This window comes from Photobacterium sanctipauli (genome assembly GCF_003026495.1).
GTDB lineage: Bacteria > Pseudomonadota > Gammaproteobacteria > Enterobacterales > Vibrionaceae > Photobacterium > Photobacterium sanctipauli.
On record NZ_PYMA01000027.1, the window covers coordinates 1 to 14,724 of the forward strand.

Genomic DNA, 14,724 nt, shown 5'->3' on the forward strand with positions numbered 1-14,724 from the left:
GGGCTCATAACCCGAAGGTCGTCGGTTCAAATCCGGCCCCCGCAACCAAAGCGACACTAGCTCAGCTGGTAGAGCGCAACCTTGCCAAGGTTGAGGTCACGAGTTCGAACCTCGTGTGTCGCTCCAAATTTTGAACGATGAGACCAAACACGAGGAACCTCGTGCCCAAGCTGGTCGCGTCGCTCCATTTTCTGCTGCCACTGCATGATGCGGTGGAACGGCAAAGCTACTACTGTGAAGTATTAGTTCAATTGCAGCATTCCTGGGTTACTCGACTACCGATAGCCTTGTGTGTTGACTCAATGTTCCATAACAATTGTTATCGGGAACCATAGAAGCAATCAGCTTCGTAAACAACATCAAGTATTTGCTTTACAGCCTTAATAGGCTGTTCGTCGTTATGACGCAAATATACGATGCTCTGTGATCAATACATATCGTATTGGTGTCTATTGACGACACATGCTCTTTGTTCAGCTGATACAGGTAATGGTTCGACATTACCAACAGGGAGCTGTGAATCGTATCTGCTCTATTTATCCCAGACTTATCTAGCTGGAATGCCTTGTCATTCTTGGGCTAGTGCCCTTCTTTGGGGAAAATTAATGTGATTGCGCACAGAGTTATCCACAAATATAACTTGTGGGTAAGTTGGTTAATTACGTGTGCCGATACCGTGTGAACAAGTCTGTATTTATCTTTTCTCATACACAGAAATAAAAAACTGTTGGTAATTTATCAACAGTTTAAGTGCATGAAAATAATTGGATTTTTATCATTTATCCCATTTTTATATACAACTTGATCCACTAGGTGGATACTTGGATAACTTTTATTTGGCGGGCTTTTTTTGCCTGTGTTTAATATTTCTATCTGGGTATAAAAGTGGGATAGGAGAAATGTTTTCCACATGAGGAAGGAACTCTGGCTCAGCTCTCATTTTGTGCAATAACTAATATGCATGTTGCAGCATGGTGGTCGGCGAACAATTTTCGTTAGGCATCCCGTGGTAAGCCTTTTTCCACAATCCTGATCAGACGCTGTGTTTTGGCGGGCAAGACATTAATCTCGATAGACTGGCAGCGTTCATGCTGCTTTTTTAATGCCCAATCTATATGCGTATCGAGTAATTTGCTTTCGCCTCGGCGTTGCTCCAGTGTCTTTACAATATCGCTATCGTAAGGGGCGTTGCCCATTGCAACGGTGAGATTGCGTAACCATTGGGTGTGGCCAATACGGCGAATCGCAGAGCCTTCTGTGTTTTTAAGAAACTGTGCTTCTGTCCACTGGTAGAGTGTCGTCAGCGATTGTTGGTACAGTGAGTCTCGACAATGGTAGTCGGCTTCCTCTGTAACGCTGGAGAAGCGGTTGAATGGGCACACCAGTTGGCAATCATCGCAACCGTAGATACGGTTACCGATCGCCTCTCGGAATTCCTCTGGGATCACGCCGTCAAACTCGATGGTGAGGTAGGAGATACAACGGCGGGCGTCAACAATGCCTTCCTCTACGATTGCCCCAGTCGGGCAGCTGGTCATGCAAGCGACGCACTTACCGCATTGATTTTCTTCCGGCTCATCAACAGGAAGTGGTAAGTCAATCAGCAGCTCGCCGAGAAAAAACCAAGACCCCGCTTCCTTGCTCAAGAGCAAAGAGTGCTTGCCAGTCCAACCCAATCCCGCTTTTTCTGCCAGGGGGCGTTCTAGAATAGGAGCTGAATCCACAAAAGGGCGATAGCCAAAAGGCCCGGTTTCTTGCTCAATAAGCTGTCCCAGCCTTTTTAGGCGGTTGCGAATGAGCTTGTGGTAATCACGTCCCAGCGAATAACGGCTGATGTAGGCGCTTTCCGGTTTATTTAGGCTTTGGGCAAAGCTGGCTTCTGGCGGTAGGTAATCCATTCTTGCGCTGATCACCCTGACCGTACCCGGGTGCAACTCGTCAGGGTGTGCACGCATCATACCGTGACGTGCCATCCAGTCCATTTCACCATGGTAGCCAGCATCCAGCCAGCGTTGCAGCTGGGCTTCGTGTTGGCGCAGGTCGACATCGCAGATCCCCACATGCTGGAAGCCCAGTTCACGGCCCCATTGCTTGATTTTTACAGTGAGCTCACGATAGTCGATAGTCATGATGATCTTGCTTGGTAATGCTGGGGGCCGAAGTGTACCACAATCATTTTGGATGTTGAGGAGAATTTGGTGTGTGGATGATCAAAATATCCCTGCATTGATCCAGATGATCATTGTGCCTAGATTCATTGTTCGGCACTATCAAGAGATGAGAACTGGTAAGCCAGGGTTATGTGAGGGAGTCCGTTAGATGGAGCAGGCACAATTACCGATCCAGCTATATACCGCTGAGCAAGTGCGTACTGGAGAGCAAAAGGCAGCAGCGATGCTCGGGCTTGATATGTATCGCTTAATGGAAAGGGCTGGGGCTGCGGTCTTTGAACACCTAGTCCAGGCATATCCTGCATCGACAACGGTGTTAGTTTGTTGCGGTGGGGGGAATAACGGCGGTGATGGGTATGTTGTTGCGAGGCTTGCTTTAGAGGCTGGGTACAAAGTGATCCTGTGGGGGCTAGGTGATTCGGCAAACCTGACTGGGGATGCTGCAATTGCGCGGCAAGCTTGGCTGGATGCTGGTGGTCAAATCACCCCGCCAGCTTCAGAGCTGCCGCCGTCTGCCGGGGTGGTGGTTGATGCCCTGCTTGGTACTGGCTTGAATGGCCCGGTGAGGGAAAATGCCGCCGACTTAATTCGGCTATTGAACCGCTCTTCCCTCCCAATCCTTTCAGTCGATATCCCCTCTGGCCTGTGTGCTGATACCGGCCAGGTGCTAGGTGCAGCCATTCGAGCGCAGGCGACGGTGACCTTTATAGGGTGCAAGCAAGGCTTGCTGACCGGTAAAGCGGCAAATTATGTTGGGGAGTTGCTATTTGCTGGTTTGGATGTCGAGTCTGCTTTTCACTCTGTTTGCCAGCCGGCAGTTGGCCGGGTAACGGAGGATGATGTTGCCCAATGTTTGGGTATTCGGGATCGAACCGCCCACAAGGGGGATCATGGCAGGATCTTATGTGTCGGCGGTGATCACGGGATGGGAGGCGCGATCCGTTTGGCTGCCGAAGCGGCTGCACGAAGCGGTGCTGGGCTGACTGCGGTCTTAACGCAACCTGACAATGTGTTGTCAATTGTCAGCGCGATACCTGAAATAATGGCAAAAGGCTGGCAAGAGAAAGCCCACGAGGTAAGCCAAAAGCTAGCATGGGCCAATGTGGTTGTCTTGGGGCCGGGGCTTGGCCAGTCTGATTGGAGTAAGGCGCTTTTTTTCTACATCGCGGCCACCGATAAAAATTTGGTGCTAGACGCCGATGGATTGAACTTATTGGCCCTTTCGCCTGACTATAAAAATAACCGTATAATAACTCCCCATCCAGGCGAGGCGGCTCGCTTGCTCAATTGCAGTGTTGCAGACGTTGAAGCTGACCGCTTTGCGGCTGTGAGGGCACTGCAGCAAAAGTATGGTGGGGTAGTAGTGCTGAAAGGCGCTGGTAGCCTGATTGATAATGGCACGGATTGCTGGTTGTGCGCGGCTGGTAATCCGGGGATGGCAACAGGTGGCATGGGGGATGTGCTGTCGGGTGTCATCGGTGCTTTGGTTGCCCAAGGCTTGTCGCTGACTGACGCGGCTCGGGTTGGTGTATTGATCCATAGCATGGCGGCAGATCGATGTGCGATGGACGGAGAGCGTGGTATGCTAGCTAGCGATTTATTTCCTCATATTCGACAATTAGTAAATCCGAAATTAAGAACATAATGCAAACAGTTGAAACTTTGCTTGCCGACGAGCAGGCCACAGTGGGTTTAGGTCACCAGCTTGCTCATGCGTGTGATCGCCAAACAACCATCTACCTTCACGGTGATCTTGGTGCGGGTAAAACCACATTTAGTCGCGGTTTTATCCGTGCTTTGGGCCATAATGGTAATGTCAAAAGCCCTACTTATACTTTGGTAGAGCCGTATGAGCTGCCACCGTGGCAGGTTTACCACTTTGACTTGTACCGGTTGGCTGATCCTGAAGAGTTGGAGTTCATGGGGATCCGTGACTACTTTACGCCGGATGCCATTTGCTTGGTTGAGTGGCCAGAAAAAGGTGATGGCTTGTTGCCTGCCCCAGATCTAGAGCTGGATATGCGCTACGAGGGTGAGCAGCGAAGAGTCACTATGACAGCAAACAATGAATACGGTACAGCATTGATCAAGCGTTTGGAGTTGTGTTGATAGGATGTCGTTACGGGCTTTTTTTCATACTGTAGTTTTTGGGGTGGGGTTGTTGTTCAGTACTTGGCTGTCGGCCAATGAACTGGAAGGTGTTCGCGTTTGGCCCGCCCCGGATGAAACACGTGTCGTGCTTGATATGCAGGATAAAGCGCAATATAGCTACTTTACCCTGACCAAGCCCGATCGCTTAGTTGTTGATCTCAAGAAAACGACGCTGAAAACGAAATTGCCTGTAACGGTGAAGAACAGTGCGATCCTGAGCAAAATCCGTAGCAGTGGCGCGCCTGAAAAAGGTACCTACCGCTTGGTTTTTGAAATCAAGACCGGGACAACGCCTAAACTCTTCACCCTAGACCCAACCCCTGATGGCCATTACAGCCATCGTTTGGTTTTGGATCTTCCCCATAAGAAGCAAGCGGTGAAGGCCGTGGCGCCTGCGCCGAAAAAGCCGGTTGCCAATCAACAGGCTATTTTGCCTTACGGTACCGACGATATTATCGTTGCTATTGACCCTGGCCATGGTGGTGAAGACCCTGGCTCTATCGGCCCGACACGCAAGTATGAAAAGAACGTTAATATGGATGTGTCACGAAAGGTGGCAGCCCGTATTAATGCGACGCCAGGGATGAAAGCGGTACTGACCCGTACTGGCGATTACTTTGTAAACCTAAACAAGCGCTCTGAGATAGCGCGCAGAAACAAAGCGCATTTACTTGTTTCCATCCATGCCGACGGCTTCCATAAGCCGCAGCCGCGAGGGGCGTCGGTGTGGGTATTGAATACCCGTCGCGCCAATAGTGAAATTGGCCGCTGGCTAGAGCAGCACGAAAAGCAATCAGAATTGCTTGGTGGTGGCGATGTGTTATCTGGTGGTAACGACGACCAGTACCTGAGCATGGCGGTATTGGATCTGCAGTTTAGCCACTCGCAAAAAGAAGGCTACGACGTGGCCACCCGTGTATTGCGAGAAATGAGCAAGGTGACGACGCTCCACAAGAGCAAGCCAGAGCACGCGAGCCTGGCGGTATTGAAGTCGCCGGATATTCCTTCCCTGCTGGTTGAAACGGGTTTTATTACCAACCCGCAGGAAGAGCGCTTGCTAAATGCAAGATCGCACCAGAATAAGCTGGCCGATGCCGTCTACAAGGGGATCTTGTCCTATTTCAATGAGAAGCCGCCAGAGGGCACTTTGTTTGCTTCCCGTAAGCAAGGGGTGAAGCACAAGGTGACCAGTGGCCAGTCGCTCAGTGTGATCGCCAACAAGTACGGTGTTTCTGTTTCTGCGCTTAAGTCGGCGAATAACCTGAAGTCGAACACCTTGCGAATAGGCCAGGTGTTGACTATCCCTGGCCAAGTACCGGCCGCATCTAGTGCGCCGAAATCGTCTACGGTGGCGGTAAGTTCACCTAAAATTATTACTCATACCGTCCAGCGCGGTGAGTTTTTGGGTAAGATTGCCAGCCAGTATGGCGTGACGGTGAGTAGCATTCGCCAGGCCAACAACCTACGCTCAGATGAGTTGGCGATTGGCCAGAAGTTGAAGATAAACGTCAGTGGCCGCAAGGCGGTTCAGCATACCGTGCAGCGAGGCGAGTTCCTTGGAAAAATCGCCGCCCGTTATGGTGTCAGCGTGAACAGCCTGCGCCAGGCCAACAAGCTTCGTTCTGATAAACTGGCCGTTGGACAGAAACTAACCATACCAAGTAGTTAACTATGCCTATACAGATCCTTCCTGCCCGCCTTGCCAACCAGATAGCCGCGGGTGAGGTGGTTGAACGCCCAGCCTCGGTGGTGAAGGAGCTGGTAGAAAATAGCCTCGATGCGGGTGCGACCCGCATCGATATCGATATCGATAAGGGTGGTAGCCGCACCATCCGTATTCGGGATAACGGTAAAGGGATCCCGAAAGATGAATTGAGTCTGGCGCTAAGCCGCCATGCGACCTCCAAGATCTCCACCCTTGATGACCTGGAAGCCATTGTCAGCCTCGGTTTTCGTGGCGAGGCCTTGGCGAGTATTAGCTCCGTATCCCGGTTGACCCTGACGTCTCGAACCGCTGAGCAAGAAGAAGCGTGGTCGGCTTATGCCGAAGGGCGGGATATGGATGTTCAACTCAAGCCTGCAGCACACCCGGTTGGTACCACGTTGGAAGTGTTGGATCTGTTTTTCAACACCCCGGCGAGACGTAAGTTCTTGCGAACTGAGAAAACGGAATTCGGCCATATCGACGAGTTGCTAAAGCGTATTGCCTTAAGCCGGATGGATGTGACCATCAATCTGCGCCACAACGGCAAGACGATTCGTCAGTACCGTGCCGCCAGTACCCAGGTACAAAAGGAGCGCCGCTTGGCAGCGGTATGCGGTAGCCAATTTTTAAACCATGCCCTTGCGGTTGAGTTGGCCCACGGTGATTTGAAATTGTCGGGTTGGATATGCAGCCCGCAAGGTGCCCGTTCGCAAAACGATATCCAGTATTGTTATGTCAACGGCCGCATGATGAAAGACAAGCTGATCAACCATGCGATCCGCCAAGCCTATGAAACCAGCCTGCCGCCGGATCGCTATGCGGCGTATGCGCTGTTTATCGAGGTTGACCCGCACCAGGTCGATGTCAATGTACACCCGGCTAAGCATGAGGTGCGTTTCCATCAAGCCCGTTTGGTGCATGACTTCATTTGCCAAGGCTTGCAGAGCGCGTTAATACAAGGTGCCGATGAGCATGAGGCCGTGGTGGCCCCAGCGCCACGGGCCAGTGCGCAGGCGACGGAATACAGCGCGGCACCCACTCCGTCTTATAACGTGTCAGAACCTGACTCGGCCTTGGCAGCAGTGGCACGCACTCCCGACTACCCAAATAAAGCGCCGGCGCGCGAGTGGCTATCGTCGGGAGGGCAACAAGCAGGCGCTCGAAGGGAGAGCGCGGCCGAGCCCCCGCGCCAATCGGCACCGCAGTATCAGCCTAAGCCTTCAACGGGCCCCAGTACCAGCCGTCCCCACGGTGGTAGCAACAAGGGGAGCGCTGCTTCGCGCTACGGTGAAGATGGACCGACCGAACAAGAAGTGGCGGCATACCAGCAGTTGATGCGAACCGTGGACTCGGAGCCAAAGCCTGCGCCGACAGTTGCCCCAAACCCAATCTCAAACCCGGCGCCGGGGCACCAGTCGCAATACCGAGAACCGCCTCGGTCGGTGCCACCAACAACGTCTTGCCAGCCAGCGCCTGCTGCAACGCAGCCAACGGCAACCCCGGTCGCGCAGCAACAGGCTCCATTGGCGCCAACGCGGCAAGATGCGGTGGATACCACCAATGGGGTTGGCCTTGGCAAAGCGTTGTGTTTGGTCCAGCAAAAGTACTTGCTGCTCAACCGTGACGAAGGGGTGGCATTGCTGGCGCTAGATAAGGCGATGGCACTGCGCGTCAAAGGGCAACTGCGCCTCGCACAAACCGAAGGCCTGAAACCCCAACCCTTGCTGATCCCCCATTCAGTACCTGTTGATGCGGGTATGATAGAATGTGCCGAACAGCATGCATTACTGCTTAAACAGCTAGGCATTCAGCTAAAAGCGAAAGGCAAAAGCCACTTGATTATCATGTCGGTGTGCCAGCCGTTGCGACAGCAGAACTTGCAGCAGTTAATCCCGGCATTAGTCAGCTACTTGGCAGCCATTGCAGAAGACCCTGAACAGCAGGGGTGGGATAAGCTGTTGGAGTGGTTGGCGCAGCAACTTGTGATCCCAGCTGATGCCTATAGTTTGTCCCAAGCAATCCAGCTCGTTACCGAGTTGGAGCAGTTATGGGGCAGCGAACTTGAAAATTATTACCCAAACTTGTTGCGCGCAGTTGATGTGGGCGCAGCAATAGAAGCATTTGATTATGACTAAGCCACTACCTCAGGCCATCTTTCTTATGGGGCCAACGGCATCTGGAAAAACTGATTTGGCCATTCGTTTGCGCCAACAGTTGCCAGTGGAGTTGATAAGTGTCGATTCCGCCCTTATCTATAAAGGAATGGACATCGGAACGGCAAAGCCCGATGACCGTGAATTAGCCTTGGCGCCTCATCGCCTTATTGATATTCGTGATCCAGCGCAAAGTTATTCAGCTGCGGACTTTCGTGCTGATGCACTAAAGGAAATGGCTGATATAGTTGCAGCAGGGCGAATTCCAATGTTGGTGGGTGGTACTATGTTGTACTACAAGGCATTATTGGAAGGTTTATCGCCATTGCCTGCGGCGGATCCTGCCATCAGAGCTCAGATTGAGCAAGAAGCGGCAGAAAAAGGCTGGCAGGCTTTGCATGAGGAATTGGTGAAGGTGGATCCTGTGTCGGGGGCACGGATACACCCGAATGATCCTCAGCGTTTATCACGCGCATTGGAAGTTTTTCGTATTTCGGGTAAAACTTTAACTGAGCTTACGAAAACTCAAGGTGATGCCTTGCCTTACAAGGTTCACCAATTTGCAATAACTCCCAAGGATAGGGCTGTACTGCATCAACGGATCGAGCTGCGTTTTGAAAAAATGATCGAAGCAGGTTTTGAACAGGAAGTTCGTGCTTTGTATGAACGAGGTGATCTGCACCCAGATCTTCCTTCAATACGTTGTGTTGGTTACCGTCAGATGTGGGAATATTTGGACGGGAAGTGCGATTTAGACGAAGCGGTTTTCCGCGGGATCTGCGCAACTCGTCAATTGGCAAAGCGTCAGATAACTTGGCTGAGAAGCTGGAAAGACCTGACGTGGTTGGATAGCAGTGATGTGGAATCCGCGTTACAAACCGTCACAAACTCAATTAGATGTGGCGTTTAAATAGCGTGTATACTGATTACTGTTTTGCGTATTTTTAATGTTGTTCGTTGCTAACTACAACTACAAACAAATAAGGAAAAGAAATAATGGCTAAGGGGCAATCTTTGCAAGACCCGTTTTTGAACGCTTTGCGTCGTGAAAGAATCCCAGTATCAATCTACCTAGTAAACGGCATCAAGCTGCAGGGTCAGATTGAATCTTTTGATCAGTTCGTGATCCTATTGAAGAACACTGTTAACCAGATGGTGTACAAGCATGCAATTTCTACGGTGGTACCGGCGCGTCCAGTAAACCACCACCATGCAGGCGATCGTCAGGCACCTGCTGAGCGTTCACAGGAAAAAACTGAAGAATAACAGTTCTTCAATAAGGAGTTGATTGCTTGTTTGACCGTTATGAATCCGGTGAGCAGGCAATTCTTGTTCATATCAACTTCACGCAAGAAGGGGAATGGGAAGACTTAAGCGAATTTGAAATGCTGGTCTCCTCGGCGGGAGTCAATACGCTACGTGTCGTGACAGGTAGTCGTAAAACTCCCCACCCTAAATATTACGTGGGAGAAGGTAAAGCGCAGGAAATTGCCGAAGCGGTTCGGGCTGAAGAAGCCGACATCGTGATATTCAACCATTCTCTATCTCCAGCGCAAGAGCGAAATCTGGAGCAGATTTGCAAATGCAGGGTACTAGATCGCACCGGTCTTATCCTGGATATCTTTGCCCAGCGTGCACGTACCCATGAGGGTAAGTTGCAAGTCGAGCTGGCACAGTTGCGTCACATTTCCACTCGATTAATCCGTGGTTGGACCCACCTTGAACGACAGAAGGGCGGGATCGGTTTACGGGGGCCGGGTGAAACTCAGCTAGAAACTGACCGTCGTTTGCTACGTGAGCGGATCAAGACGATTTTGCGTCGTCTCGAGAAAGTCGCCAAGCAGCGTGATCAGGGGCGCCGGGCACGTAACCGTGCTGAAATCCCAACAATCTCGCTGGTGGGTTATACCAACGCCGGTAAGTCGACCTTGTTTAACCGGGTGACCGATGCCGGGGTATATGCCGCCGACCAGTTGTTTGCTACCTTGGATCCGACATTGCGCAAAATTGATATTGCCGATGTTGGGACGTCAATTTTGGCCGACACCGTTGGGTTTATCCGCCACCTACCGCATGATCTGGTGGCGGCGTTTAAAGCGACCTTGAAAGAGACGCAAGACGCGAGCCTATTGTTGCATGTAGTTGACGCGAGTGACGACCGCTTCCGTGAGAACATCGAGGCGGTAGATAGCGTATTGGAAGAAATTGATGCCAGTGAAGTGCCGACCTTGATTGTCATGAACAAAATTGACAACTTGGAAGGGGCGAAGCCGCGCATCGAGCGAGACGACGACGGCGTGCCGCGTCGGGTTTGGGTATCCGCGATGGAAGGGCTGGGCATCGACTTGTTGTTCGAAGCCTTAACCGAACGTTTATCCGGCACCATGGTAAAGCATACTTTGTGCCTGCCTCCGCAACACATTGGCCGTTACCGAAGTAAGTTTTATCAACTGGGCTGTATTGTCAGGGAAGAATATGACACTGATGGCAGCCTAAAAATCGACATCAGATTGCCCCTGGCAGAGTGGTCTCGGTTACAAAAAAGAGAAAGTACTTCGTTAGATGACTTTATCGTTGCTTAATGGACTGCTAGAGTAATAAAAAAAACTGTCGTCATATCATATTGATGGAGTTCTATAATGGCGTGGAATGAGCCTGGTAACAACGGCGGCCGTGATAAAGACCCTTGGGGTAATAACAATCGCGGTGGTCGTGATCAAGGTCCACCTGATCTCGATGAAGTTTTCTCAAAACTGAGTCGTAAGTTCGGTGGCATTTTTGGGAATAAAAAGGGTCCTTCAACTGGCGGCAGCGCTGCTGGTCTAGGGGTTGTGGCAGTGCTTGCGACTGCGGTGTGGGGTTTCTCTGGTTTCTACACCATTGGTGAAGCTGAGCGAGGCGTCGTACTGCGCTTCGGTAAGTTTTACGAGATGGTTGATCCGGGTCTTAACTGGAAGCCGACATTTATCGATGAGGTGACTCCTGTCAACGTACAGGCGATTCGTTCTCTACGCAGCTCAGGTTTGATGCTGACGAAAGACGAAAACGTACTGAAAGTTGAAATGGATGTTCAGTACCGTGTGGCTGAGCCTCAGAAATACCTGTTCAGCGTAACCAATGCTGACGACAGTCTGCGTCAGGCAACTGATTCTGCGCTGCGTGCGGTTATTGGTGACTCGACGATGGACGAGGCGCTGACAACCGGTCGTCAGTCTATCCGTGCCTACACGCAGGAAGCGATTGACAAGATCATTCAGAACTACGACATGGGTCTGATGGTTGTCGACGTCAACTTCCAGTCTGCTCGTCCGCCGGAAGCGGTGAAAGATGCATTCGATGATGCTATCGCCGCGCGAGAGGATGAGGAGCGTTTCGTTCGTGAAGCAGAAGCCTACAGTAACGATATCTTGCCGAAAGCAACGGGTCGTGCTGAGCGTCTGAAGAAGGAAGCGGAAGGTTACTCGGAGCGTGTGATCAACGGTGCACTCGGTGAAGTGGCACAGTTTGAGAAGCTGCTACCGGAATACCTGGCTGCACAAGAAGTAACCCGTAACCGTCTGTACCTAGAGACGATGGAACGTGTTTACTCGAACACCAGCAAAGTCATGGTTGACTCGAACTCGAGTGGTAACCTGCTGTACTTGCCGTTGGATAAGCTGATCAACCCTTCTGAGCAAGGTGGCAAGTCATCAGGCAAGGGCTCTTCATCGAATTACGATATTGAGTTGGAAAAAGTTGAACCAGTACCAGTATCAACCGCACCGCGTTCAGATACTGGCCGTCAGGGGAGATATTAATTATGCGTAAGTTAATGATCCCAGTGATTGTGGTTTTCATTGCAACTCTATTGATGTCGGTGTTCGTGGTACCGGAAGGTGAGCGCGGAATCGTTGTACGTTTCGGTCGTATCTTGAAAGATACCAACTCGGACGTGGCTCGGATCTACGAGCCTGGCCTGCACTTTAAAGTGCCGGTATTCGACCGTGTTCGTACCCTTGATGCGCGTATCCAGACAATGGATGACCAAGCTGACCGTTTCGTAACGTCTGAGAAAAAAGACGTGATCATCGATACCTACGTGAAGTGGCGTATCGAAGATTTCGGCCAGTACTACCTGACGACAGGTGGTGGCGATGCCTCGACGGCACAGGCGCTATTGAAGCGTAAAGTGGTTGATAGCCTGCGTGCGGAAATCGGTTCCCGTGAAATCAAGCAGATCGTTTCTGGCCCAGACCGTGGTGCCCAGATCGATAACGCTGACGCGGTAGTCGAAGATGACGCGCCGGCAACTGAAATTGTTGCTGAAGTTGCGCCGCGCAAAGAGGTGGAAGGCCAGCGTGACCAGATCATGGCAAACGTATTGGCTGACATCAAAGTAAGCGCAATGAAAGACTTGGGTGTTGAAGTGGTTGACTTCCGTATGAAGAAAATCAACCTGCCTGACGAAATCAGTGAGTCTATCTACCGCCGTATGCGTGCCGAGCGTGAGTCGGTTGCCCGTAAGCACCGTTCACAAGGTCGTGAGAAAGCGGAAGTTATCCGTGCACAGTCTGAGCTAGAAGTGGCGAAGATCATTGCCGATGCTGACCGTGAAGCGCGTGTTGTTCGCGGTGCCGCAGATGCGAAGACAGCTGAAATCTACTCTGGTGCTTTCAACAAGAACCCTGAGTTCTACAACTTCTTGCGTTCACTGAAGGCCTACGAGAACAGCTTCAACTCGAAGAACGATATTCTGGTTGTTGACCCGAACACTGACTTCTTCAAGTACATGAAAGAGTCATCGGGCGTTGCTAACTAAGCAAAAGCCGAATTGAGAAAAGCAAGACTTCGGTCTTGCTTTTTTTTGTCCTGCGTTTGGCCATCAGCGTATAATCCCCTCGTTTTTTCGGGTTTTCATGGAGTCGTTATGACAAAGGCAATATGGCTGGCCTTGGGGTTAGTGCTGGTTTTTGAAGGGCTTGGTCCATTATTGGCGCCAAAGGGCTGGCGAGAGATGGTTAGCCAGCTGAGTCAGCAGGACGATAATACCCTGCGCCGTATCGGCGGCTGTTTGGTCGTCAGCGGCAGTGTCATTGCTTATATGATGTACACTAGTATGTAAATCGCTCTAGCACGTTAGCGTGACACTCTTCTTGCAGAAATTGGGCTCATGGTCAAAAAATGACTGCAAGGCGCCGTTTAAGGTGCTAGAATCCCTTTTTAACTACTGATAGACGAAGAAAGATGGCAAATAATGTAGTCGTTCTTGGCACCCAATGGGGTGACGAAGGTAAGGGTAAGATCGTTGATCTGTTGACCGAAGATGCAAAATACGTAGTGCGCTACCAAGGTGGTCACAACGCCGGTCACACCCTTGTCATTGATGGTGAAAAAACTGTCCTTCACCTGATCCCATCAGGTATCCTACGTGACAACGTTAAATGTATCATCGGTAACGGTGTTGTACTTTCTCCTGACGCGCTGATGAAAGAAATGGGCCCACTAGAAGAACGTGGTATCCCAGTGCGCGAACGTCTGTTCCTGTCAGAAGCTTGTCCGCTAATTCTTCCATACCACATTGCTCTTGACCAAGCGCGTGAAATCGCTCGCGGTAAGAAAGCTATCGGTACAACTGGCCGTGGTATCGGTCCAGCTTACGAAGATAAAGTTGCTCGCCGTGGCCTACGTGTTGGCGACCTATTCGACAAAGAAGCATTTGCTGAGAAGCTTAAAGAAGTAATGGCTTACCACAACTTCCAGCTTGAGCATTACTACAATGCTGAGCCGGTAAGCTACGAAGAAGTACTTGAGAACATCATGGCCCAGGCTGATATCCTGACGGCAATGGTTATCGATGTAACTAAAGAGCTTGACGACGCGCGTCTACGTGGCGACAAGATCATGTTCGAAGGTGCGCAAGGTACACTGCTTGATATCGACCACGGTACTTACCCGTACGTAACCTCTTCAAACACTACCGCTGGTGGTGTTGCGGCAGGTTCTGGCTTCGGTCCTCGCCACCTTGGCTACATCCTAGGTATCGCGAAAGCATACTGCACACGTGTTGGTGCAGGTCCGTTCCCGACTGAGCTATACGACGGTCTAGACAAGCAAGACCCAGTTGGTAAGCACCTAGGTGAAGTGGGTAACGAGTTTGGCGCTACAACAGGTCGCCTACGCCGTACTGGTTGGTTTGATGCAGTGGCGATGCGCCGTGCGATTCAGATCAACTCAATCTCAGGCTTCTGCCTAACCAAGCTAGACGTACTGGATGGCCTGGAAGAGATCAAGATCTGTACTGGTTACAAGACCAAAGATGGCCAAATCCTAGAAGTATCTCCAATGGCGGCTGACGCTTACGAAGATATCGAGCCAATCTACGAAACTGTACCGGGCTGGTCTGAAACGACTTTTGGTGCCAAGTCTCTAGACGCACTTCCGCAGACAGCGCTTGATTACATCGCACGTATCGAAGAGCTAACTGGTGTGCCAATCGACATCATCTCTACCGGTCCTGACCGTAACGAGACAATCATCAAGGTTCACCCATACGGCGAATAATCGC

Annotated in this window: 12 protein-coding genes and 1 tRNA gene; 12 read left to right on the forward strand and 1 reads right to left on the reverse strand. The window is 51.1% G+C overall.

Annotated elements, in window-relative coordinates; genetic code table 11:
• Nucleotides 1–50 precede the first annotated feature (50 nt).
• Nucleotides 51–126, forward strand: a tRNA-Gly gene (locus C9I98_RS24960).
• Between the two features lie 869 nt (nucleotides 127–995).
• Here the strand turns inward: C9I98_RS24960 and queG are convergent.
• Nucleotides 996–2,129: a tRNA epoxyqueuosine(34) reductase QueG gene (gene queG, locus C9I98_RS24965; protein WP_107272620.1), complete on the reverse strand. Its 1,134-nt coding sequence runs from the start codon at nucleotides 2,127–2,129 to the stop codon at nucleotides 996–998.
• Between the two features lie 190 nt (nucleotides 2,130–2,319).
• On the opposite strand from queG, the gene C9I98_RS24970 reads away from it, so the two are divergent.
• The 11 genes from C9I98_RS24970 to C9I98_RS25020 all read left to right on the forward strand — a co-directional run bounded on the left by C9I98_RS24970 (nucleotide 2,320) and on the right by C9I98_RS25020 (nucleotide 14,720).
• Nucleotides 2,320–3,816 carry a bifunctional ADP-dependent NAD(P)H-hydrate dehydratase/NAD(P)H-hydrate epimerase gene (locus C9I98_RS24970; RefSeq protein ID WP_036820571.1) on the forward strand — a complete coding sequence of 499 codons (1,497 nt, stop codon included), beginning with the start codon at nucleotides 2,320–2,322 and terminating at the stop codon, nucleotides 3,814–3,816.
• A complete protein-coding gene (tsaE, locus tag C9I98_RS24975) occupies nucleotides 3,816–4,280 on the forward strand; it encodes a tRNA (adenosine(37)-N6)-threonylcarbamoyltransferase complex ATPase subunit type 1 TsaE (RefSeq protein WP_036820575.1) in 465 nt (154 codons plus the stop codon). The genes C9I98_RS24970 and tsaE overlap by 1 nt, the downstream gene beginning before the upstream one ends.
• 4 nt (nucleotides 4,281–4,284) lie before the next feature.
• Nucleotides 4,285–5,991, forward strand: coding sequence for a LysM peptidoglycan-binding domain-containing protein (locus C9I98_RS24980; protein ID WP_107272621.1), 1,707 nt, complete (start codon nucleotides 4,285–4,287; stop codon nucleotides 5,989–5,991).
• 2 nt (nucleotides 5,992–5,993) lie between these two features.
• Entirely contained in the window at nucleotides 5,994–8,162 is a 2,169-nt protein-coding gene (gene mutL, locus C9I98_RS24985; protein ID WP_107272622.1) for a DNA mismatch repair endonuclease MutL, read from the forward strand.
• Nucleotides 8,155–9,090, forward strand: a complete 936-nt coding sequence (gene miaA / locus C9I98_RS24990; protein WP_036832329.1) for a tRNA (adenosine(37)-N6)-dimethylallyltransferase MiaA — start codon at nucleotides 8,155–8,157, stop codon at nucleotides 9,088–9,090. The genes mutL and miaA overlap by 8 nt, the downstream gene beginning before the upstream one ends.
• Nucleotides 9,091–9,176: 86 nt before the next feature.
• A complete protein-coding gene (gene hfq, locus C9I98_RS24995; RefSeq protein ID WP_036832328.1) occupies nucleotides 9,177–9,446 on the forward strand; it encodes an RNA chaperone Hfq in 270 nt (89 codons plus the stop codon).
• 26 nt (nucleotides 9,447–9,472) lie between these two features.
• Complete coding sequence (gene hflX / locus C9I98_RS25000) at nucleotides 9,473–10,762, forward strand: ribosome rescue GTPase HflX (RefSeq protein ID WP_036832326.1); 1,290 nt, start codon at nucleotides 9,473–9,475, stop codon at nucleotides 10,760–10,762.
• A gap of 57 nt (nucleotides 10,763–10,819) precedes the next feature.
• Nucleotides 10,820–11,977: an FtsH protease activity modulator HflK gene (gene hflK, locus C9I98_RS25005; protein WP_036832324.1), complete on the forward strand. Its 1,158-nt coding sequence runs from the start codon at nucleotides 10,820–10,822 to the stop codon at nucleotides 11,975–11,977.
• Nucleotides 11,978–11,979: 2 nt separating this feature from the next.
• Nucleotides 11,980–12,978, forward strand: a complete 999-nt coding sequence (gene hflC / locus C9I98_RS25010; protein ID WP_036832322.1) for a protease modulator HflC — start codon at nucleotides 11,980–11,982, stop codon at nucleotides 12,976–12,978.
• A gap of 108 nt (nucleotides 12,979–13,086) precedes the next feature.
• Entirely contained in the window at nucleotides 13,087–13,281 is a 195-nt protein-coding gene (locus tag C9I98_RS25015) for a DUF2065 domain-containing protein (protein WP_036832320.1), read from the forward strand.
• Nucleotides 13,282–13,403: 122 nt separating this feature from the next.
• Nucleotides 13,404–14,720, forward strand: coding sequence for an adenylosuccinate synthase (locus C9I98_RS25020; protein ID WP_036832317.1), 1,317 nt, complete (start codon nucleotides 13,404–13,406; stop codon nucleotides 14,718–14,720).
• Nucleotides 14,721–14,724 lie beyond the last annotated feature (4 nt).